The sequence below is a fragment of the Acinetobacter sp. SwsAc6 genome, from assembly GCF_013391565.1.
GTDB classification, from domain to species: domain Bacteria; phylum Pseudomonadota; class Gammaproteobacteria; order Pseudomonadales; family Moraxellaceae; genus Acinetobacter; species Acinetobacter cumulans.
Window position 1 is genome coordinate 55,231 of sequence record NZ_JACAXE010000012.1, and the last position, 20,672, is coordinate 75,902.

Sequence of the window (20,672 nt, forward strand, 5' to 3'; positions counted from 1 at the left end):
ATGGGCTTAGAGTGATCCTCTAGGCCCATTTTTGGAGATACACATGTCTCAATTTGATTTAGTTGTTATTGGTGGCGGTCCTGGTGGTTATGAAGCTGCTATCCGCGCTGCTCAATTAGGCTTTAAAGTAGCTTGTATTGAAAAACGTATTCATAAAGGTAAACCATCTTTAGGTGGTACTTGCTTAAACGTGGGTTGTATCCCATCTAAAGCATTACTTGATTCATCTCACCGTTATGAAGATACAGTTCATCACTTAGATGACCACGGTATTACCACAGGTGAAGTGAAGTTTGACCTTGCAAAATTACTTGCACGTAAAGACAAAATCGTTGACCAATTAACTGGCGGTATTGACCAGTTATTAAAAGGTAACGGTATTGAATGGTTAAAAGGTACTGGTAAATTACTTGCTGGTAAAAAAGTTGAGTTCGTATCTCACGAAGGCGAAACTCAAATTTTAGAACCTAAATACGTGATTCTTGCGACTGGTTCTGTACCTGTAAATATTCCTGTAGCTCCTGTAGATCAAGACATCATTGTTGACTCTACTGGCGCTTTAGAATTCCAAGAAGTGCCTAAGCGTCTTGGTGTGATTGGTGCAGGTGTAATCGGTCTAGAACTTGGTTCAGTTTGGCGTCGTCTAGGTGCAGAAGTTGTTGTATTTGAAGCAATGGATGCATTCTTACCAATGGCTGACAAAGCTTTGGCAAAAGACTACCAAAAACTATTAACTAAACAAGGTCTTGATATCCGTGTTGGCGCTAAAGTTGCTGGTACTGAAATCAACGGTTCTGAAGTTACAGTTAAATACACTCAAGGCGGCGAAGAAAAAACTCAAGCATTCGATAAATTAATCGTTTGTGTGGGTCGTCGTGCTTATGCAGAAGGTCTATTGGCTGATGACTGCGGTATTAAATTGACTGAACGTGGTTTAGTTGAAGTGAACGATTGGTGTGCAACTTCAGTTGAAGGCGTATACGCAATTGGTGACTTGGTACGCGGTCCAATGCTTGCACATAAAGCAATGGAAGAAGGCGTAATGGCTGTTGAACGTATTCACGGTCATGCAGCACAAGTGAACTATGACACGATCATTTCTGTAATCTACACACACCCAGAAGCGGCGTGGGTAGGCTTAACAGAACAACAAGCGACTGAAAAAGGTCACGAAGTTAAAACTGGTCAATTCGGTTTTGCTGTGAACGGTCGTGCGTTGGCTGCTGGCGAAGGTGCTGGTTTTGTTAAGTTTGTTGCAGATGCAAAAACAGATCGTTTACTTGGTATGCACGTGATTGGACCTGCAGCATCTGATATCGTACACCAAGGTATGATCGCGCTTGAGTTTGTATCAAGTGTTGAAGATCTTCAGTTAATGACTTTCGGTCACCCGACATTCTCTGAAGTGGTTCATGAAGCTGCGCTTGCAGTCGATGGACGTGCGATTCACGCGATTCAGCGTAAACGTAAATAAGATGTTAAAAAGAGCGGCTTTGGCCGCTCTTTTTTGTTTTGATGGTTGTTTTTGTATGAACAATCATCTATTAATAAAGAATAAAGAAATTGAATAACAAGCCAATATTGTGTTGATGGATGTCTAAATATTGGTCGGTAATAACAAAGTAAAAGCAGTAAAAAGGTAATTGAATGAATTTACATGAGTACCAATCCAAAGCGTTATTAAAAAAATATGGCATGCCAGTCCAAGAAGGCGTATTTGTTACGACTGCAGAAGAAGCGGTAAAAGCTTTTGAGCAATTGGGTGGTAAATTTGCAGTACTTAAAGCCCAAGTTCACGCAGGTGGCCGTGGTAAAGCAGGTGGTGTTAAGGTTGTAAAATCTGCACAAGAAGTGACAGACTACGTTAACCAAATGGTTGGTTCACGCTTAGTGACCTATCAAACAGATGCATTGGGTCAACCTGTAAGCGGTATTTTGGTTTCTGAAGATGTATATCCTGTAGAGCGCGAATTGTACCTCGGTGCAGTTGTAGATCGTTCAAGTCGTCGTGTGACGTTTATGGCATCCACTGAAGGTGGTGTTGAAATTGAAAAAGTCGCAGAAGAAACACCTGAAAAAATTATTAAAGTTGAAGTTGATCCATTGGTGGGTTTAATGCCATTCCAAGCCCGCGAAGTGGCATTTGCTTTAAATCTTAAAGATGGTCAAATCAACCAATTTGTCAAAATTATGACGGCAGCTTACCAAGCTTTCATTGAAAATGATTTTGCTTTATTTGAAATTAACCCACTTTCTGTACGTGAAAATGGCGAAATTTTATGTGTTGATGCAAAAATTGGTATCGACTCAAATGCCTTGTATCGTTTACCTGAAATTGCAGCGCTACGCGATAAATCGCAAGAAAATGAGCGTGAACTTAAAGCCTCTGAGTTTGACCTCAACTATGTGGCTTTAGAAGGGAATATTGGTTGTATGGTCAATGGCGCAGGCCTCGCAATGGCGACCATGGACATTATTAAATTGTATGGTGGACAACCTGCAAACTTCCTTGATGTTGGTGGTGGTGCAACCAAAGAACGTGTAATTGAAGCTTTTAAAATTATTTTGGCAGATACGTCTGTACAAGGGGTTTTAATCAATATTTTTGGTGGAATTGTACGTTGTGACATGATTGCTGAAGCAATTATTGCGGCGGTTCAAGAAGTCAATGTGACTGTGCCTGTAGTGGTGCGTTTGGAAGGAAATAACGCAGAACTCGGTGCAAAACTACTAGACGAATCTGGACTGAAATTGATTTCTGCAAACGGCCTAGCCGACGCTGCAGAAAAAATTGTTGCTGCTGTAAAAGGCTAAGGGGAATCAAGCATGAGCGTATTAGTAAATAAAGACACAAAAGTATTGGTACAAGGCTTTACTGGTAAAAACGGGACATTCCATTCTGAGCAATCCATTGCTTATGGTACAAAAGTTGTGGGTGGTGTAACGCCGGGTAAAGGTGGTCAAAAACATTTAGACCTACCCGTGTTCAATACTATGAAAGAAGCAGTGCGTGAAACAGGTGCGACGGCAACTTCTATCTATGTACCTGCACCTTTTGTTTTAGATTCAATTATCGAATCCATTGATTCGGGTATTGAGCTGATTGTTGTAATTACAGAAGGTGTGCCAACCTTAGACATGCTAAAAGCCAAGCGTTACTTAGAAACATACGGCAATAACGCACGCTTAATTGGGCCAAACTGTCCAGGTATTATTACCCCAGGTGAATGCAAAATTGGCATTATGCCAGGTCATATTCACCAAGCAGGCAAAATTGGTATTATTTCGCGTTCAGGCACATTAACTTACGAAGCTGTAGCGCAAACTACCAAGCTTGGTCTTGGTCAGTCGACTTGTATTGGTATTGGCGGTGACCCAATTCCGGGCATGAATCAAATTGATTGCTTGAAATTGTTCCAAGAAGATCCACAAACCGAAGCCATCATTATGATTGGTGAAATTGGTGGTACTGCGGAAGAGGAGGCAGCTGAATATATCCAGTTGAATGTAACTAAGCCTGTAGTTGGTTATATTGCTGGGGTAACTGCGCCAAAAGGTAAACGTATGGGTCACGCTGGGGCGATTATTTCGGGTGGTAAAGGCACAGCAGAAGAAAAATTTGCAGCCTTTGAAAAAGCGGGTATGGCGTATACGCGTAGTCCTGCTGAATTAGGCTCGACCATGTACGAAGTGCTAAAAGGCAAAGGTCTAGTTTAAATACCTGACTTAAACATAAAAAAGAGAGTCTTAGGATTCTCTTTTTTTTGTGCGCTAAAAGGCGTTTTTAAGCTTGTATATAAGAGCAATAATGGCTTGGGTATTTGTTCGGTGTTAGGGTTAAGTGAAACTGCATGAGAAGATTGAGCCTACTCTTAAATAAGAGTGAAGTTTGAAGGCTCTAAAAAAACGAAGCCATAAAAAAGCAGTGCGAACACTGCTTTTTTAATTCATCCAGAATGTATAACTCACTCAAAACTTAGTTTTTGCTGGTTTTTAAGCTCTGGGTCAAGCCATTAATATCGCCGCCTTGAATGCCAAGTTCACTCATTAAGCTGTCAATTAGCGGGGCTTGAGAGCGATAGCGTAGGGCACTATTCACGACTTGATCAGACAATGCAACTTGACCTTGTTCGCCTTCAACACCAGCTGTTGAGCCAGTTACACCACCAAGACCATTGACTTGCAAAATCTTAATGTCGTCAATGTTTTCCATTGGTTTTACGCTTTCACGGATAATTTCAGGCAAGTACTTCAGCATCGCTAAACGAATCTGCATTTCAACCTGTTCAGATGACAATACGTTATTTGCTTCGTTTACAGCGCGTGTACCTTCAGCATCCACTTGATATTGTTTTTCCATCGCCTGTGCGAGCAAAACTTTCGCATCTGCTTCACCTTTGGCTTTTAAGCGAACTTTTTCGGCTTCTGCTTCAGCTGCAATACGTATCGCTTCTGCATCATCAGCAGCAGCTTGTTTGCCTGCTTCGGCAGCCACAGTAATTGCAATCGCTTCTTTCTCTGCTTTTTCTTTTGCAGATACCAATTCAACAGCCTTTTGACGCTCTGCTTGTTGAATTTGGCGGACGGTAATCACTTCTTCTTCAGCTTTTACCGCTTGAGCACGAGCTTGATCGGCATGTGCTTTGGCTTCAGATTCTGCACGAGATTTTTCCGCAATCGCAATTGCGCGGTCTTGCTCAGCCAGTTCAATGGTTTTCTTTTGCTCTACTTGTGCTTGCTGAATGATCTGTGACTTTTGAATATTTTGATTTTCAACGTCACGGGCAGCAGTAATACGCTTTAAGTCGACTTCACGTTCAGCTGCAATACGCGCTTCTTCAGCTTCACGTTTTTTAGCTGCTTCTTGCGATGCAATTTCTGCAAGCTGTTCTGCGCGACGTACAGAAATTTCACGTTCTTGTTGTAACTTGGCATATTCTTCTTCACGTAGAATCTGCAAGCGAGCTTGTTCTGCTTCTAAGTTTTTGGTTTTGATCGCTAAGTCAGCATCTTGCTCAATTGCATTACGCTTACGACGACGGTCTTCAATGGTTTCTGTGAGTTTAGTTAAACCTTCGGCATCGAAGGCATTTTGTGGGTTAAAGTACTTAAAGCCAGTTTGGTCTAAGCCCGTTAATGAAACAGTCTCAAGCTCTAAACCGTTTTTATGCAAATCTTCAGATACGACCTGCTGTACTTTTTGCACAAAGTCGACACGTTTTTCATGTAATTCTTCCATCGCCATTTCAGCGGCAACGGCACGAAGCGAGTCAACAAATTTACCCTCAACTAAATTTTTCAGCTCATTGGGTGACATGGTTTTTTGACCCAAAGTTTGCGCTGCTGTTGCAATGGAGTCAGCGGTTGGTTTTACACGCACATAAAACTCTGCCATCACGTCCACACGCATACGGTCACGGGTAATCAGCGCTTGGTCATCCGCACGGCGTACTTCTAGGCGTAGGGTATTCATATTGACTGGAATAATTTCATGTAACACAGGGAGCACAATTGCACCGCCACCTAAAATTACTTTTTCACCGCCAAAGCCAGTACGCACAAAAGAAATTTCTTTGCTTGAGCGACGGTAAAGTCGAGCTAAGATAAAACCAATAAAAATAAATGCTGCAAAGATAATGCCTACGCTAATGAGTAGGCTACTTGGAATCATGTCTAACATTGTTGTAAATAACTCAAGATTGTTGTAATTGAATAAAAAATAAAATTAAAGAGAATAAATTAAAGTACTTATACAGATACAGCCTGAAAAACGGTTTTGATTTTATGCGTTAAAATAACAGACTGACCTTGACCAAATGTCGCTTCGGTTTCAGGTTCGACCAAAATGTAATGTGTTGTGCCATGGTGGTCGATCACTTTGGCCTGAGCAGGGTAGTTTTGTCGCGCTTCACCCAAAATAATGGTTGCTGTACGGCCAATTAACTCATCACTATAAATGGCCATCGTTTCATCTTGAGGTAAGATTTTTGCCACTAGCTTCGCTACAGTGCGAACCACTGGCATACATAAAAACAGGCAAGCAAATGAAATAAGCCAAACATTAAACAACATGTCGGTCATTTGAAGGGTGATGCCTTGAATGATAAAACCTGTGAGCGCATAGGCTGTTAAAAAGATAATTAACCAAACAAACAAAGGAACACGCCCTAAGTAAAGCCAATCTAAAGCCTTACCCATTAAGCCGTGATCGGCATCAATGTGTGTTTCTGCATTGGGAGTTGCGCTATCTGTTAAAAATTGGTCAAGCAGTGTTTGTGAACCGCCTCCAATAATTGTTAGCAGAATTTCAAAAATCCCAAACAAAAACATTAAGCACAAACTGGTGCTAAATGCGATGTTCGCTGGATGTGTGAATAATTCCCACATATAGGTTGTTCTCTTTTATATTTGGAGTTTTGTTTCAAACATTTAAGCTTAAATGTTTGCTGGCTACTCATATTTATTCAATTAAAGATACCATTGAATGATGGAGTTGTGTAAAAAAATAGCTGACAAAAATTGTCAAAATGTATAAGAAATTTTCATCTCAATTGCATATTTTTTGCATAAAACGTGCTTTAAATCTTGAAAGATTGGCATTTTATTTGATTGAGTCACGCTTTAAATGTGGTAAAAATACAGCATGCGTTTACTCAAATTACATGTTTTAAATTGACTCAGCTTTATTATTTTTGTATTTGAGCCATCAGAATAGAACTTAGCCAGTCCTTATTTAACTGGCTAAACCACAGAGTAGGTGCAAGATCTCAATACCTACACATCTTAATTTCATACAGTGCTTTAACTTTTGTTATTTCAAACGATGTGTTTGGTGTACATAGGCTCGTATTTAGAGTAAAGAGGTTTGAATACGGACTTTCATATCTAAGGCATTTTGTTCAATAAATGCTTTCATCCATTGCACTTGTTCACCCATAGGATTGGTTTTTACAGCGCTGTCTAAAAATGCCATTTCAGGCAGTGCATATAGTTGCTCTTCAATGGCATTTTTTAATTGGGTAGCATTGCAGGCCAAGGGCATACTAATGGTATAAAAACCTTTCGGATAATTATAAAACGCATACAGTAAATTAAAGGCCCGTTGATCGCCTTTTAAATTACCCGCACCAATTTCATAGCGACGGTCTTGGTTGCTGTGGGTAATCCCAATCACAAATTCCCACTTTTGCTCCGAAAGTCGTAGACCAAATTGCAGACCTAATTGATCAGAGCTCAGTTCATGTTGTACAAAATTATTTAGTGCTGAACCGTCTTCGCTCAAGGCTTCTTGTAAAATAAGCATGTGTTGCTGATGCTGATAGATAAAGCCAGCAAGTTTCGCCTGTGCTAAGCGGGCATTAAGTGCTTCAAGGTCAAAATGGCTATAAGGCATAGTCTATGGGTGAGATTGGCTAGATTCACTTTAATCTAAAGTGAAAAATGAAACTTGCAAATACATGCTTAAGAGTTATTAACTATGGCGTTATTGTTACCTAAACTTAATATTTTGGCGCTAAAGCGCTAGAATCAGCTGGTTTGATATAGTGTGCTTTATTGATTAATTAAAATTGATATGTACTATCAGCAAAGTTTTATATGACGAATTTGCATATCAATATAATAAAACAAGCAATAGTCTAGATAACTAAATCACTATAATGAATATAAATTTTCAAAAGTGTCATAAGTACACGTTTTTCTAAGCTGGTGTTGTCCATGTCGTTAAATGAGGAAAGACTTACTCATCTTAAACAGCTAGAAGCTGAGAGTATTCATATTATCCGTGAAGTAGCAGCTGAGTTTGAAAACCCAGTCATGCTCTACTCGATTGGTAAAGATTCAGCAGTCATGCTGCATTTAGCATTGAAAGCATTCTATCCTGCCAAACTACCATTCCCACTACTGCATGTAGATACGGGTTGGAAGTTTAAAGACATGATTACTTTCCGTGACAACATGGCGAAAGAGCATGGCTTTGATTTGATCGTGCATCAAAACAAAGAAGGTAAGGATGCAGGTGTAAACCCATTCGATTACGGTAGCTCTAAATATACTGACATCATGAAAACTCAAGGCTTAAAACAAGCACTTGATAAATATCAGTTTGATGCTGCCTTTGGTGGCGCGCGCCGTGACGAAGAGAAATCTCGTGCTAAGGAACGTGTTTACTCATTCCGTGATACTAAACACCGTTGGGACCCTAAAAACCAACGTCCTGAGCTTTGGAACCTTTACAACGGTAAAGTGAACAAAGGCGAAAGTATTCGTGTGTTCCCATTGTCTAACTGGACTGAGTTGGATATTTGGCAATACATCTACCTCGAAAACATTAAATTGGTTCCTTTGTACTTGGCTGCTGAACGTCCAGTGGTTGAGCGTAGCGGTACACTGATCATGGTTGATGATGAGCGTATGCGTTTGAACGAAGGTGAAGTGCCACAAATGAAATCGGTGCGTTTCCGTACTTTAGGTTGTTACCCGCTTACAGGTGCGGTTGAATCAACTGCAACAACTTTACCGGAAATTATCCAAGAGATGCTTTTAGCTACCACATCTGAACGTCAAGGCCGTATGATCGACCATGACGAAGCAGGTTCGATGGAAAAGAAAAAGCAGGAAGGTTACTTCTAAGAATCTCTCCCCTTGCGCAGCAGTGCCGCTCATCTTTGAAAAAGAGAGGAGAAAGTCCCCCTTTTATAAAGGGGGAAACAGGGGGATTAAAAGAAACCGATTTCAAAAGAATATGTGGAGCTTTGAGCAATGTCTCATCAATCAGATTTAATTAGCCAAGACATCTTGGCGTATTTAAAACAACACGAAAATAAAGACCTTCTACGTTTCCTGACTTGCGGTAACGTGGATGATGGTAAATCGACTCTAATTGGTCGTTTGCTTTACGATTCAAAATTGATTTATGAAGATCAATTGCAAGCCGTAACACGTGACTCTAAAAAAGTGGGTACTACGGGTGATGCACCTGACTTGGCTTTACTTGTCGATGGTCTGCAAGCGGAACGTGAGCAGGGTATTACCATTGACGTGGCTTATCGTTATTTCTCTACTGAAAAACGTAAGTTCATTATTGCCGACACCCCAGGGCATGAGCAATACACACGTAACATGGCAACTGGTGCGTCGACTGCCGATTTAGCGATCATCTTGATTGATGCGCGTTATGGCGTTCAAACGCAAACTCGTCGTCACTCATTCATTGCGAGTCTTTTGGGTATTCGTAATATTGTGGTTGCAGTGAACAAAATGGACTTGGTTGAATTCTCTGAAGCGCGCTTCAATGAAATTCAAGCAGAGTACAACGAGTTCGTAAACCAATTGGGCGACCGTAAACCTGCGAACATTATCTTCACGCCAATTTCTGCGTTGAATGGTGATAACGTTGTAAACAAATCTCCATCTACACCTTGGTACCAAGGTCAGACTTTAATGGAGACTTTGGAAACTGTTGAAATTTCGCATGATACGAGCAAGCACGAATTCCGTTTCCCAGTTCAGTATGTCAACCGTCCGAACCTCGACTTCCGTGGCTTCTGCGGTACGATTGCACTTGGTGAAGTGAAAGTTGGCGATACCATTACTGCATTGCCATCTGGTAAGTCGTCTACTGTTAAAGAAATCGTGACTTTTGACGGTAACTTAGACTATGCTGTTGCAGGTCAAGCGGTAACACTTACGCTAAATGATGAAATTGATATTTCACGCGGTAACGTGTTGGTAAAAGCGGGCGAACAACCGTTAATTTCACGTTCTGCACGTGCCTCTGTGGTATGGATGACAGATGCGCCTTTAGTGGTTGGCAAACTGTATAACGTGAAGTTTGGTACACAAACTATTCCTGCGAAAGTTGCGAAAATCAACTATCGTACCAATGTAAACACATTGGAAAAAATGGAAGTGTCTGAGCTTGAGTTAAACTCAATTGCGGATGTAACCATCGAGTTTGATGCGCCAGTGGTATTTGACCGCTATCAAGACAGCCGTTACACAGGTTCATTTATCTTTATTGACCGTTTAAATAACGTAACTGTTGGTGCGGGTATGGTTGAGTCTGCAATTGAATGGACTGCACACAACGAGCCTGTGACTGCTGAAGTGCGTGCTGCACGTTTAGGTCAAAAACCTGCTGCGGTAACTGTGACTGCGAAAGCCCTTGAAAATGCGCAAGCGATTGAAAGTTTGTTGATTCAGCAAGGTGTAGTTGCGATTGCGAAAGCTGGTTTAACTGTAGAGCAAATTGCACTAGTTCGTGAAACTGGTGTGGTTGTGATTACAGATACTGCTGAAGGTACTGATGTGACTTATACAGTTGAGTCTGCTGAAGAAGTTGCTGAGAAAATTGTTGAGTTAGTTCGTCTGTAATTGGTTGAATTGATTTAAAAAAAGACCCGCCGAAAGGCGGGTTTTTATAAAAAATATATAAATTTAACGATTTAAGTTGATTTTGTTTTAAGCATCCCAATAAAAAGAAATAGAAAAATTTCATGGATGATTCGATGACAGTACCACGTAACCCTGAATTATATCATATAGCACACATTGATAAACTTTCTTCGATAATATCCCATGGATTATTGTCAGATAGTCTTGTGTCTCAAAATCAGTTTGGTGGTACGGTAATTGGTCTAAGTCATATAAAGCAAAGGCGTTTAACGGAGCTGACTTTAAGTTGTTATCCTAATTTATATGTAGGGCAATGTGTTCCATTCTATTTCTGTCCTAGATCAGTAATGTTATATATGATTAATCAGGGTAATTCGGATTTAACCTACGATGGAGGGCAGTCTAATATCATTCATTTACGTTTTGATATGCATGAATGTGTTCAATGGGCAATAGCTAATAGTAGACGTTGGGTCTTTACCTCTACTAATGCTGGATCTAGATTTTTTGAAGATTACAATAATTTAAGTGATCTAATTTTATTAGACTGGAATGCTATTTTCAGTCGATATTGGAGTAGTTGCCGAGATCAAAAACAAGCAGAATTTTTGATTGAGAATTCAATTCCATGGAGCTTAGTTAAAGAAATAGGTGTTTGTAATCAAGCTATGTTGACTAGAGTTAACACTGTATTGGTTGGTCAAAGCTATAGGCCTCATGTTAGAATTATGCCAGAATGGTATTATTGAGATTTCGTTATGATTAGATTTACTCATGGCGACATATTAAAAGCAGATGTCGAAGCTATTGTAAACACAGTTAATTGTGTAGGAGTAATGGGGAGAGGTATTGCTCTTCAATTTAAAAAAGCATGGCCAGAAAACTTTAAACAATATGCTTTAGCTTGTAAACATAACGAAGTAGTACCTGGAAAAATGTTTGTTTATGAAACACTAGAATTAACAAATCCTAGATATATCGTTAATTTCCCAACAAAAAGACATTGGAAAGGTGCTAGTCGTATCGAAGATATAGATTCAGGTTTAAATAGTTTGGCTTTAGAAATTAAGAATAAAAAAATAAGCTCAATTGCAATACCTCCATTAGGTGCAGGTTTAGGTGGTTTAGATTGGCATAATGTAAAAGATAAAATAGTTCAACATTTAAGTGATCTATCTGATGTTGATATTCTTGTTTTCGAACCACTAAGTTTAGATACAAAAATTGAGAAAGTTATCAATAAGAAAGTTCCCAAAATGACGCCTGGGCGTGCAATTTTAATTGAGCTAATGCAAAGATATTTAAAGGGTTTATTGGATCCTTTTGTATCATTATTGGAGGTTCAGAAACTTTTATATTTTATGCAAGAAGTTGGCGAGCCATTACGTTTGAATTATACAAAGGCGCATTATGGTCCTTATGCAGATAATCTAAGACATGTATTGAATGTGATGGAAGGTCATTATATTCATGGTTATGATGATGGTGGAGATGATCCATCGAAAGCTTTAAGCTTGGTGCCGGGAGCAATTGAAGAAGCTAGAGAGTTTCTTAAAAGCTATCCTGAGACATTAGAGCGCTTCGAAAAGGTTACAGATATAGTAGATGGTTTTGAAAGTAGGTATGGTTTAGAGTTACTAGCATCTGTTCATTGGGTAGCTAAATATGAAGGATCTAATAATAGGGAAGATTTAGTAAATAAAATTCACAATTGGAATTTAAACAAAAAAAATTTTACTCCACGTCAAATTGATATCGCATATAAAAACTTACAAAACAATTATGTATTGTTGTAATTAAAAACCACCATCAAGGTGGTTTTGTTTAATTTAATATGAAGAATTAAAAAATGCATTAAGATGCATCTTAATTAATCTTAAGGTGTATCTTTACAATGTCAAATTCAGATCTTTTCGCAGCTAATAGTAGCCCTGTTAAAACACGCAGATGTCTTTTAGTAGCAGGGCTTTTTTCACTCAAATCGAATCTTTGCCAAAACGCTTCTTCAACTTGTTTACATAACGCTTAAACGGCCAAGTGAACTGCTTTACAAAGCTATTGGGAATCTTATAGCCAACTGTCCCATATACACTCGCCAAATGATTCGGCATATACACCGACTTAAACACCACATCATAAAGCGGAATAAAAGCAGCATAATTTTTATCAATCGCAGGCTTTTCCGAAGAATGATGCCAATGATGAAACTCAGGTGTAGCAATAATCCAGCGCAAATACGGAAAGCGAAAACGCACATTCGAATGAATAAAAATCGCGTGAAAAGAAATAAACACCAAATACGCAAATACCGCAGAAGTATGAAAACCTAAAAGAAAAATAGGCAAAGTAGCAATAAAGCGCGTCATTAAAACTTCAACAATGTGCAAACGAGAAGACGCCAGCCAATCCATTTGCTCCGTAGAATGGTGAATAGCATGAAAACGCCATAAAAAATTCACCTCATGCATAGCACGGTGCAACCAATAGGTTGTGAAATCTACCACAATTAATAGCTCAATAAACTGCAGCCACATCGGCTGCGCTTGCACCCAAGGAACAATCGGGTTAGAAGGCAGGTGCGTAATCCAATATTGAATTGGCATTACGGTTAAAAACGAAAACAGCTGAATCCCCACATGGCTAAACATAAAATACTTCATGTCTGTCACCCAGCCTACACGCAATAACTTTTGTTCCTTATTTTTGGCAAAAAAACCTTCAAGCGGAATAAACACAGCCGCCAAAATAATCAGCGTAATCACAAAGTAATCAAAACCTGCATAAAATGGCAAAGCAGGAAGCGTAGGCGCTTTAATTAAGCCACAGCCCAAAACCACAGCCAGCAAACTAAAACACAGCCCATAAAAACCATATCTATTTTGCTTAATAATGGCGCTATAAGCCCCAAAACCCGCAGCCAAAACAATTCCCGCCAAAAGCGTGTAATAAAACACATCATAATGCTTGCTATACAGTGGGCGTAATTCGGGGGTGGTTAGTACACTAGGAAACAAAAAGCACAAAGCAGAAAATATGCCTAAAAGCCCTAAGGACATGGACATAAACGCACTGATTTTGCCTTGGCCAGCTTGAAGTTCAAGATTCTCAAATTTATGTCGCAGATGATCGGTCATTGTTATTCTTTATATCGTGATTGTTATTGGTTTTAGGCGGTATGCTTAATTTAAACACAGTCGAATTATATACGAAATTGTGCGATGAAATCGAATGCTGAAAAATTTTAGGCTGTACACATCACCAAGATGTACTGCCAAAACAGAGTTGAATTTCAACACATTGCCCAGCAAATCAAACGCTAAAGCTCACGTTAGGGCAGAAAATAAATCATTTGTGCTGATTGTGTATACAGAGTTGAAAATTTTTTAATTTAATATAAGATATATCTTAATAAATCTTAAGGTGTATCTTTGCGATGTCAAATTCTGACCTTCTTGCTGTTAACGATAGTCCTGCTAAAACCCGCAAACGCTTGTTTGAAGCAGGGCACATGAAACTATTGGTGCTACATTTGATCTCTCAAGCGCCTAAGTTCAGCTACGATATTATCAAAGATGTCGGTGCAATCGTCGGCGGTGGCTACAGCCCAAGCACAGGGACAATTTACCCAACGCTGAATTACCTCGAAGAACAGCAATACATACACGCAGAACTGAATGCAGAAGACCGTAAACAATACAGCGTTACGCAGTCAGGCATACAGCACCTAGATGCAGAAAAAGCCACAGTAGAGAAAATTCTGTGCCGTTTTGATACCCGCAAGCAAATTCATAACAATGAACAATACGTTGACATCAAGCGTGCGATGGAAAACCTAAAAGCATCACTACGCATCAAAATTCAGCACTGTGAACTGACATCTGAACAGGTGTATGCCATTGCAGAAAAAATCGATCAGGCGGCCGTCGAAATCAGCCGTATGGAGGTGTCTTAGTGAAACAGCATCAATATGAAATTACACTCAAACACATTGCGGATGCACAGGGCAATCCATCGACCTATACAGAAGCTTTGCAGTTTAATGCCTACAACCATGATGACCTGTTTAAGGTGCTGGAGCATTTGACCAAAGCGCAATTATTAGATGATGAAAAGACCAAAGCCTTTGCCGTGGGTCTGAAACTATTTGGTGAAACTTTGTTGGAAAATAAAGACCATCCTTTATTTAAAGATTTCATGCCGTATTTTGGTCAGTTTATGAAAACACTGAAACAAACCGTAAAAGCCCAGAACTCAGCCCAAGACGAACAATAGGTATTTACAGATGAATCAACTCCCAAAATTTCATCCCAAACACATGACTTGGCTGATGCCCCTAATCTTGTCCGGCATTATGAGCGGTTCAATTTCCTGCTTTAACATGCTGATGAATAAAGGCTTAGTTGAAGGTTTTCTTGGCATGTGGCTGCGCGCATGGAGCATGTCGTGGATGATGGCCTTTCCGCTCATTTTGATCGTGTTGCCATTGGTGCGTAATACGTTAATGAAGTTTGTACGCCTGCCGAATGAACCGACCTCCAAATAACAGTTAGGAAATTTGCTTAGTCATTGTCTGAGTGTGACTGCATCGCGCTTAGAATGATGGCTGTTAATTCAGAAAGTGATTTGACACCTGCAATACGTTGAATCACTTGCCCGCGATAAAACACTAAGGTTGAAGGCAGTCCATAAACCTTATAACGCAAGGTCAGTATCGGTGAGGAATCAACATTCACCTTGCCAAATTTGAGCCGTGCATGCTGCGAAGACATTTGGCTTGCACATTGTTCAAATACAGGGAAGTTCTGTACACATGGCGCGCACCAGTCTGCATAGAAGCGAATCACGGCAAAACCATCGAACCATTCATAGTCTTTAGCGTTATCTTTATTGTATTCAACGATCTGAGACATGCTTGGCCTATTATTCATTTACGAAATACAGTACAGATTATACATAAGTCCATGTTTATTCATTCTGCGCCATTTCTATGTTCAAATAGTGCAGAGATAGATGAATAGTCAATAATTGAAAAGGAAAAACAATGTCACAGCAAAGCATGCAGCAGGTCATTATTACTGAACCAGGCGGTGTTGAAAAACTGGCCTATGAAAGTGTTGCCATCCCAGAGGCGAAAGCGGATGAAGTGTTGGTAAAAGTGCATGCCTTTGGCATCAACCGTCCGGATATTTTGCAGCGCCAAGGCTTGTACCCAATGCCGAAAGGCGTAACGCCAGTACCGGGTTTAGAGGTTGCAGGCGAAGTAGTTGCTGTGGGTGCGGATGTCACTTTGTTTAAGGTGGGTGATAAAGTTTGTGGTCTGACCAATGGCGGCGGTTATGCGGAATATTGCGTAGTACCTGAAAGCCAAACCATTCGTATTCCTGAAGGGGTGAGCTTTACTCAAGCGGCAGCCATTCCTGAAACCTTCTTTACCGTATGGGCCAATGTATTTCAAATGGCGCATGCCAAAGCAGGTGAAACCGTACTGGTGCATGGTGGCGCAAGCGGTATTGGCACCACTGCGCTAATGTTATGTAAATCTTTGGGTCTAAAGTCATTTGCAACCGTGGGTTCAGATGAAAAAGTAGCCGCTATTTCAAATTTAACCACAGCCATTAACTATAAAACTCAAGATTTTGAGCAAGTGATTAATGACGCAACCGAGAATGGCGGTGTGGATGTGGTTTTAGATATGGTGGGCGCGCCGTATTTAGAAAAGAACTTGAATCTGCTACGTCGTGACGGCCGTTTAGTCTATATCGCATTCTTGGGTGGTGCAAAAGCCAAAGACGTGAAATTGGGTCAAATCATGATGAAGCGTTTGACTATTACAGGTTCTACGATGCGTGCGCGTAATACCGCAGAAAAGGCCGAAATTGCACAAGGCTTGCAACAGCATGTGGCACCGCTATGGGCAAAAGGCGAGTGCCTACCAATGATCTATAAGACATTTAATTTTGATCAAATTCAAGAAGCACATGCGTGTATGGATACGGGTGAGCATATTGGAAAAGTTGTGGTAAATGTGACTGCATAAATGAGCAAAAACTGAATAAAAGCCAGCTCTTTGAGCTGGCTTTTGTTTTTTATAAGAAAGTGTGAGGTGCGTCAAATTATGTGCTTAAAATAAATCATAAAATTTGCCAAAAAGTAAAAAAAATGCAAATTATTCGACACAACCTGTCCAAAGTTTTGTATAAATTAGGTAATTAATAAATCACACTATTTTTTGAAGTTTTGTGTTAAATCACATTCAGGGAGGGATTATGAAAATTATTCCAAATGCTTACACGGATTTGCATAGTGGTCGAGCTTTAAAGCGTCTACATAAAGGAATTATACGCAATAAAGTGGTCGTGCGAGATTTGCATAAACTCTATAAAGCTATGTTGCATCTAGAGCGATATATTGACCGTTTAGCACAAAATTAAAGCCCAGCTTCATGTGAGTTTAGGTGTCTTGGGATTAAATCGGGTAGGTTGTCGCTAAAAATAACGCTATTTAAAAAGCGTATTAAAAAGAGATTGTATGAAAGAAAATCCTTCGACGCATGAACGTCTTGCTGAGCGTTTGGCCAGTATACTGACCAAGCTAAATGCAGGAGCACGTTTGTCGATTAAAGAGTTGGCGCTTGAATATTCGGTCAGCACAAGAACGATTAGTCGTGACTTTGATCGTATGAGTAGTAATTTACCACTCTTACAAGATGACCAAAGCAAAAAATTCTATTTAGACCCTGCTTATTTAACCAAAGTTAAGCCTCACGATTTTAAGCAGTTCGCTCAAATTTCAGGGGTAGAGCAATTGTATCCCTCATTAGATTTTCCTTTTTTAAAGGAACTGTTAAATCAGCAGGCATCAGAGGTGTATAGCGCTAAAGGTTACGAATATGAAGATGCCTCACTGTATATTGAATTATTTCAAAGCTTAAGTAGTGCTATACAGCAGCATCGTCAAATTGGTTTTTTATATAAAAATGAACCTAAATTGGTACGGCCTTATCGTTTAATTCATCATCATGGTAGTTGGTATTTGGCGGCTGTCCGTAAAGGACAATTAAGAACCTATCGTTTAAGCCACATGCAACTACAAACGACCAAGCATGAATACGAGACATTTCTTCCAGATCATACTGTATTAAGCAGTTTGCAAGATGAAGACAGTATTTGGTTTGGCCAAGACAAGTTTGAGGTGCAGATTAAAGTTGCTGCGAATATTGCAAGTTATTTTAAGCAACGACGCTTGTTGCTAGAGCAACAGACTTTACAAGAGCTGGAAGATGGGGCATTAATTTTAAGTTGTCAGATTGCACATACCATGCAACTGTTGCCTTTAATACGTTTTTGGATACCAGGCTTATCCATTTTACAGCCAGAAAGTTTAAGGCAAGAACTTAAACAGAGTTTGATGATGTATTTGCAAGATCAATGTGCTTAGCTATAAATGTTGAAATTATTTCAAAATAAATAAAATTTTAACTGTTTTTCCACAGCATCCGTAAGGGTGCTTTTTTTATGCGTTCAAAACGAAGAAGGGGGATTGACCAATAAAATGATGCGAAAGCCAAATTTTAGGCATAAAAAACCAGCTTAACGCTGGGTTCTTTATATGCACCAATCAATCTGTAGTAGAAAGATGGTGCCCGAGGCCAGACTCGAACTGGCACGACTTGAAGGTCGGGGGATTTTAAATCCCCTGTGTCTACCGATTTCACCACTCGGGCTTAACAAGATGGAGGCGGAGGTCGGAATCGAACCGGCGTACACGGAGTTGCAGTCCGCTGCATGACCACTCTGCCACCCCGCCATGTCTTGTTGATGCGTATATTAGCAAGCTCAGAAAAAAAAACAATAGCTTGTTCATTCGGATGCGCATAAAAACAGCATATAGCGGAAAATAATTAAAATTATCATGTATTATGTGCAAAATTGATTCATATCATCACTTGGAGATGTGCCGTGGCATTAGTTTTAGATGGTCGTGCATTGGCGAAGCAAATTGAAGCTGACTTGTTAACACGCGTAGAAGCGTTAAAAGAGAAGTCAGGTCGTACCCCAATTCTTGCGACTATTTTGGTAGGTGACGATGGTGCATCTGCAACTTATGTGCGTATGAAAGGAAATGCTTGCCGCCGTGTCGGTATGGATTCATTAAAAGTTGAACTTCCTAAAGAAACCACAACTGAACAATTGCTTGCTGAAATTGAAAAATTAAATGCAAACCCAGATGTTCACGGAATTTTGTTACAACACCCAGTCCCTGCTCAAATTGATGAACGTGCTTGCTTCGATGCAATCTCGCTTGCAAAAGACGTAGATGGCGTGACTTGCCTAGGTTTTGGCCGTATGGCAATGGGTGAAGCAGCTTACGGTTCAGCTACACCTGCTGGCATCATGACGATTTTGAAAGAAAACAACATCGAAATCGCGGGTAAACATGCGGTTGTTGTGGGTCGTTCTGCTATTTTGGGTAAACCAATGGCTGCAATGCTACTTGAAGCGAATGCAACAGTAACGATTTGCCACTCACGTACACAAGATTTAGCAAGCTTTGTTAAGCAAGCAGACATTATTGTGGGTGCTGTTGGTAAAGCTGAATTGATTCAAAAAGATTGGATCAAACCGGGCGCAGTGGTTGTAGATGCTGGCTTCCATCCACGTGATGGCGGTGGTGTTGGCGATATTCAATTGGTAGGTATTGAAGAAATTGCTTCTGCTTATACGCCAGTTCCAGGCGGTGTAGGCCCTATGACGATTACAACTTTGATTCGTCAAACTGTTGAAGCTGCTGAAAAAGCTTTAGGTTAATACAGTTGCCATTGTTGCGGCGGAGTCTTTCCGTTGTGACTTATAAATGTAAGAAGCTCGTATGCTACTTTTGTTTCGGCAAAATGAGAAGCGAGCTTCGCAAGAAAACCATTTGTCATCTGCTGAACTCGACATATTTTGTCTTTTGATTAATGTTGTCGCAGAAACAGTGTTAATTTGAATGAGGTCTGCCTCAAACAGCAGCAGATGACGATATCGTGTATCCAATACGTTTATAAATTCAAATAAAATTATCCCCAAGGCTTAATATGAGCTGTACTTTCCAATTCCCCCAAGCCCCTGAGCACCTCCTTAAAGCACTGCACGAAGTGATTCCACACTGTGAATTACATGCACAGCAATTGCCTGAAACGCCAATTTCTTTGTGGCTGATTCCACCTGTATTTCCAACAGATAAAATGGATGATGAAGTCATTCGCCGTATTTGGAATGACACGCCGTATTGGATTTTTTGTTGGGCTTCTGGGCTTGCGATGGCACAGTGGCTACTGGCAGAACCTCATCATGTTAAAGACAAAGTAGTATTGGATTTTGGTGCGGGTTCAGGTGTAGTTGCAATTGCTGCCAAAATGGCAGGGGCAAAGCGTGTGATTTGCTGTGATATTGATCAAGTGAGCTTGGATGCTTGTCGCGCAAATGCCGAGTTGAATAATGTTGAGCTTGAATATTTAGATGATCTGTATAAGGCGGAGCAAGTCGATATTCTGTTGGCGGCGGATGTGCTGTATGACCAGTGTAACCGTTTTTTCTTAGATGAATTTTTAAAGTTTGCGCCAGAGGTGTGGGTAGCAGACAGTCGTGTCAAAAACTTTAGTCATCCAAAGTATGAAAAACTCGATGAGCGTAGTGCAACCACTTGGCCAGATTTGGATGAATCACCTGAATTTCGTAATGTTAGCTTTTATAAGACACGATAAGAATTGCTGTGTTAAAAAAAATAAGACGCTTGAGCGTCTTATTTTTTTATGTATGCATTGCATTATGAGCAAGTGTAACGCACCACCCGTAAGGTTGCAGGGCGTGCATCTAGTGCATTTTGTGCGCCGAGGTTGTCTGTATTGCGTAGATCTGGTGTATTGCTTAGCCCAAAGCTTGCGCGAGAGTTGCCAATTTGACGACCATATTGCTGCGCTGTGGTTGCTGGGTTGGCAATTTCATTAATACTTAAAATATTCAGCTTAAATGTGCGATGTTGGCCAAGTACTTTTTGGCAGGCGCGCTGTAATTTATTTTCGTCTAATTGTTGATTTTGTCGTCCAGCCAAGGTGTAAGCCAGCGTCGCACTTGTGGTATTTTGTGCTTCAATTTGATACCCAGCATGGCCATTATAAGTTTGGGGAGTGCTTTGGCAAGCTGCTAAAAATGTGGTGCAACATCCTAAAGTAAACAATTTAAGTGCTATTTTCATGAAGGTCATTTCCAGTCTTGTTATTTCTATGGCTGAGTATG

General features: G+C 40.2%; 21 protein-coding genes and 2 tRNA genes. 15 read left to right on the plus strand and 8 right to left on the minus strand.

The window, feature by feature from the left end:
• The first annotated feature begins 43 nt into the window (after nucleotides 1–43).
• The 3 genes from lpdA (at nucleotide 44) to sucD (ending at nucleotide 3,717) form a co-directional block, all read left to right on the plus strand.
• Nucleotides 44–1,474, plus strand: coding sequence for a dihydrolipoyl dehydrogenase (gene lpdA / locus HYG93_RS09940; protein WP_106985722.1), 1,431 nt, complete (start codon nucleotides 44–46; stop codon nucleotides 1,472–1,474).
• 173 nt (nucleotides 1,475–1,647) lie between these two features.
• Nucleotides 1,648–2,814, plus strand: a complete 1,167-nt coding sequence (sucC, locus tag HYG93_RS09945; RefSeq protein WP_120366081.1) for an ADP-forming succinate--CoA ligase subunit beta — start codon at nucleotides 1,648–1,650, stop codon at nucleotides 2,812–2,814.
• Nucleotides 2,815–2,826: 12 nt separating this feature from the next.
• Nucleotides 2,827–3,717: a succinate--CoA ligase subunit alpha gene (gene sucD / locus HYG93_RS09950; protein ID WP_120366080.1), complete on the plus strand. Its 891-nt coding sequence runs from the start codon at nucleotides 2,827–2,829 to the stop codon at nucleotides 3,715–3,717.
• A gap of 259 nt (nucleotides 3,718–3,976) precedes the next feature.
• Here sucD and HYG93_RS09955 read toward each other — a convergent pair whose 3' ends face one another.
• The 3 genes from HYG93_RS09955 to HYG93_RS09965 form a co-directional block, all read right to left on the minus strand.
• Nucleotides 3,977–5,680 (minus strand): flotillin family protein, encoded by a 1,704-nt coding sequence (locus HYG93_RS09955; protein ID WP_106985719.1) that lies wholly within the window; start codon nucleotides 5,678–5,680, stop codon nucleotides 3,977–3,979.
• 68 nt (nucleotides 5,681–5,748) lie between these two features.
• Nucleotides 5,749–6,387, minus strand: coding sequence for a YqiJ family protein (locus HYG93_RS09960; protein WP_106985718.1), 639 nt, complete (start codon nucleotides 6,385–6,387; stop codon nucleotides 5,749–5,751).
• Between the two features lie 463 nt (nucleotides 6,388–6,850).
• Nucleotides 6,851–7,393 (minus strand): hypothetical protein, encoded by a 543-nt coding sequence (locus tag HYG93_RS09965; protein ID WP_106985717.1) that lies wholly within the window; start codon nucleotides 7,391–7,393, stop codon nucleotides 6,851–6,853.
• A 323-nt stretch (nucleotides 7,394–7,716) separates the two neighbouring features.
• On the opposite strand from HYG93_RS09965, the gene cysD reads away from it, so the two are divergent.
• From cysD to HYG93_RS09985, 4 genes are all read left to right on the plus strand, one after another.
• Nucleotides 7,717–8,631 carry a sulfate adenylyltransferase subunit CysD gene (gene cysD / locus HYG93_RS09970; protein ID WP_106985716.1) on the plus strand — a complete coding sequence of 305 codons (915 nt, stop codon included), beginning with the start codon at nucleotides 7,717–7,719 and terminating at the stop codon, nucleotides 8,629–8,631.
• Nucleotides 8,632–8,760: 129 nt separating this feature from the next.
• Nucleotides 8,761–10,374 (plus strand): sulfate adenylyltransferase subunit CysN, encoded by a 1,614-nt coding sequence (gene cysN / locus HYG93_RS09975; protein ID WP_106985715.1) that lies wholly within the window; start codon nucleotides 8,761–8,763, stop codon nucleotides 10,372–10,374.
• 134 nt (nucleotides 10,375–10,508) lie between these two features.
• Entirely contained in the window at nucleotides 10,509–11,144 is a 636-nt protein-coding gene (locus tag HYG93_RS09980) for a DUF4433 domain-containing protein (protein WP_106985738.1), read from the plus strand.
• A gap of 9 nt (nucleotides 11,145–11,153) precedes the next feature.
• Nucleotides 11,154–12,191, plus strand: a complete 1,038-nt coding sequence (locus tag HYG93_RS09985) for a macro domain-containing protein (protein WP_106985714.1) — start codon at nucleotides 11,154–11,156, stop codon at nucleotides 12,189–12,191.
• 180 nt (nucleotides 12,192–12,371) lie between these two features.
• Here the strand turns inward: HYG93_RS09985 and HYG93_RS09990 are convergent, their stop codons facing one another.
• The gene (locus HYG93_RS09990; protein WP_106985713.1) at nucleotides 12,372–13,529 is read right to left on the minus strand and encodes a sterol desaturase family protein; all 1,158 of its coding nucleotides are present in this window, start codon (nucleotides 13,527–13,529) and stop codon (nucleotides 12,372–12,374) included.
• 299 nt (nucleotides 13,530–13,828) lie between these two features.
• On the opposite strand from HYG93_RS09990, the gene HYG93_RS09995 reads away from it, so the two are divergent.
• The 3 genes from HYG93_RS09995 to HYG93_RS10005 are packed head-to-tail and all read left to right on the plus strand — an operon-like array spanning nucleotide 13,829 to nucleotide 14,938.
• Nucleotides 13,829–14,347, plus strand: a complete 519-nt coding sequence (locus HYG93_RS09995) for a PadR family transcriptional regulator (RefSeq protein WP_106985712.1) — start codon at nucleotides 13,829–13,831, stop codon at nucleotides 14,345–14,347.
• Entirely contained in the window at nucleotides 14,347–14,667 is a 321-nt protein-coding gene (locus HYG93_RS10000) for a DUF3861 domain-containing protein (protein ID WP_117007951.1), read from the plus strand. Before HYG93_RS09995 ends, HYG93_RS10000 begins: the two co-directional genes overlap by 1 nt.
• A 10-nt stretch (nucleotides 14,668–14,677) precedes the next feature.
• Entirely contained in the window at nucleotides 14,678–14,938 is a 261-nt protein-coding gene (locus HYG93_RS10005; protein ID WP_117007950.1) for a DUF2798 domain-containing protein, read from the plus strand.
• A gap of 16 nt (nucleotides 14,939–14,954) precedes the next feature.
• Here the strand turns inward: HYG93_RS10005 and HYG93_RS10010 are convergent, their stop codons facing one another.
• Nucleotides 14,955–15,305, minus strand: coding sequence for a co-chaperone YbbN (locus tag HYG93_RS10010; RefSeq protein WP_117007949.1), 351 nt, complete (start codon nucleotides 15,303–15,305; stop codon nucleotides 14,955–14,957).
• 131 nt (nucleotides 15,306–15,436) lie between these two features.
• On the opposite strand from HYG93_RS10010, the gene HYG93_RS10015 reads away from it, so the two are divergent.
• The 3 genes from HYG93_RS10015 to HYG93_RS10025 all read left to right on the plus strand — a co-directional run bounded on the left by HYG93_RS10015 (nucleotide 15,437) and on the right by HYG93_RS10025 (nucleotide 17,832).
• A complete protein-coding gene (locus tag HYG93_RS10015) occupies nucleotides 15,437–16,432 on the plus strand; it encodes an NAD(P)H-quinone oxidoreductase (protein ID WP_120365050.1) in 996 nt (331 codons plus the stop codon).
• Between the two features lie 229 nt (nucleotides 16,433–16,661).
• Nucleotides 16,662–16,826: a hypothetical protein gene (locus tag HYG93_RS10020; RefSeq protein ID WP_165382512.1), complete on the plus strand. Its 165-nt coding sequence runs from the start codon at nucleotides 16,662–16,664 to the stop codon at nucleotides 16,824–16,826.
• A gap of 97 nt (nucleotides 16,827–16,923) precedes the next feature.
• Complete coding sequence (locus HYG93_RS10025) at nucleotides 16,924–17,832, plus strand: YafY family protein (RefSeq protein WP_178962448.1); 909 nt, start codon at nucleotides 16,924–16,926, stop codon at nucleotides 17,830–17,832.
• A gap of 199 nt (nucleotides 17,833–18,031) precedes the next feature.
• On the opposite strand, the gene HYG93_RS10030 is transcribed toward HYG93_RS10025, so the two are convergent.
• Nucleotides 18,032–18,118 (minus strand) — tRNA-Leu (locus tag HYG93_RS10030).
• A gap of 9 nt (nucleotides 18,119–18,127) precedes the next feature.
• A tRNA-Cys gene (locus tag HYG93_RS10035) sits at nucleotides 18,128–18,201 on the minus strand.
• 152 nt (nucleotides 18,202–18,353) lie between these two features.
• On the opposite strand from HYG93_RS10035, the gene folD reads away from it, so the two are divergent.
• Both folD and HYG93_RS10045 read left to right on the plus strand, forming a co-directional pair.
• Nucleotides 18,354–19,202, plus strand: coding sequence for a bifunctional methylenetetrahydrofolate dehydrogenase/methenyltetrahydrofolate cyclohydrolase FolD (gene folD, locus HYG93_RS10040; RefSeq protein WP_117007946.1), 849 nt, complete (start codon nucleotides 18,354–18,356; stop codon nucleotides 19,200–19,202).
• 269 nt (nucleotides 19,203–19,471) lie between these two features.
• Nucleotides 19,472–20,140: a methyltransferase gene (locus HYG93_RS10045; protein ID WP_178962449.1), complete on the plus strand. Its 669-nt coding sequence runs from the start codon at nucleotides 19,472–19,474 to the stop codon at nucleotides 20,138–20,140.
• A 62-nt stretch (nucleotides 20,141–20,202) separates the two neighbouring features.
• Here the strand turns inward: HYG93_RS10045 and HYG93_RS10050 are convergent, their stop codons facing one another.
• Nucleotides 20,203–20,631, minus strand: coding sequence for a hypothetical protein (locus HYG93_RS10050; RefSeq protein WP_117007944.1), 429 nt, complete (start codon nucleotides 20,629–20,631; stop codon nucleotides 20,203–20,205).
• Nucleotides 20,632–20,672 lie beyond the last annotated feature (41 nt).

Bases quoted from the DNA above. Each gene is read 5' to 3' on its own strand.
- lpdA (WP_106985722.1), top strand. From the start codon at position 44: ATGTCTCAATTTGATTTAGTTGTTATTGGTGGCGGTCCTGGTGGTTAT.
- sucC (WP_120366081.1), top strand. From the start codon at position 1,648: ATGAATTTACATGAGTACCAATCCAAAGCGTTATTAAAAAAATATGGC.
- sucD (WP_120366080.1), top strand. From the start codon at position 2,827: ATGAGCGTATTAGTAAATAAAGACACAAAAGTATTGGTACAAGGCTTT.
- HYG93_RS09955 (WP_106985719.1), bottom strand. From the start codon at position 5,680: ATGTTAGACATGATTCCAAGTAGCCTACTCATTAGCGTAGGCATTATC.
- HYG93_RS09960 (WP_106985718.1), bottom strand. From the start codon at position 6,387: ATGTGGGAATTATTCACACATCCAGCGAACATCGCATTTAGCACCAGT.
- HYG93_RS09965 (WP_106985717.1), bottom strand. From the start codon at position 7,393: ATGCCTTATAGCCATTTTGACCTTGAAGCACTTAATGCCCGCTTAGCA.
- cysD (WP_106985716.1), top strand. From the start codon at position 7,717: ATGTCGTTAAATGAGGAAAGACTTACTCATCTTAAACAGCTAGAAGCT.
- cysN (WP_106985715.1), top strand. From the start codon at position 8,761: ATGTCTCATCAATCAGATTTAATTAGCCAAGACATCTTGGCGTATTTA.
- HYG93_RS09980 (WP_106985738.1), top strand. From the start codon at position 10,509: ATGACAGTACCACGTAACCCTGAATTATATCATATAGCACACATTGAT.
- HYG93_RS09985 (WP_106985714.1), top strand. From the start codon at position 11,154: ATGATTAGATTTACTCATGGCGACATATTAAAAGCAGATGTCGAAGCT.
- HYG93_RS09990 (WP_106985713.1), bottom strand. From the start codon at position 13,529: ATGACCGATCATCTGCGACATAAATTTGAGAATCTTGAACTTCAAGCT.
- HYG93_RS09995 (WP_106985712.1), top strand. From the start codon at position 13,829: ATGTCAAATTCTGACCTTCTTGCTGTTAACGATAGTCCTGCTAAAACC.
- HYG93_RS10005 (WP_117007950.1), top strand. From the start codon at position 14,678: ATGAATCAACTCCCAAAATTTCATCCCAAACACATGACTTGGCTGATG.
- HYG93_RS10010 (WP_117007949.1), bottom strand. From the start codon at position 15,305: ATGTCTCAGATCGTTGAATACAATAAAGATAACGCTAAAGACTATGAA.
- HYG93_RS10015 (WP_120365050.1), top strand. From the start codon at position 15,437: ATGTCACAGCAAAGCATGCAGCAGGTCATTATTACTGAACCAGGCGGT.
- HYG93_RS10020 (WP_165382512.1), top strand. From the start codon at position 16,662: ATGAAAATTATTCCAAATGCTTACACGGATTTGCATAGTGGTCGAGCT.
- HYG93_RS10025 (WP_178962448.1), top strand. From the start codon at position 16,924: ATGAAAGAAAATCCTTCGACGCATGAACGTCTTGCTGAGCGTTTGGCC.
- HYG93_RS10045 (WP_178962449.1), top strand. From the start codon at position 19,472: ATGAGCTGTACTTTCCAATTCCCCCAAGCCCCTGAGCACCTCCTTAAA.
- HYG93_RS10050 (WP_117007944.1), bottom strand. From the start codon at position 20,631: ATGAAAATAGCACTTAAATTGTTTACTTTAGGATGTTGCACCACATTT.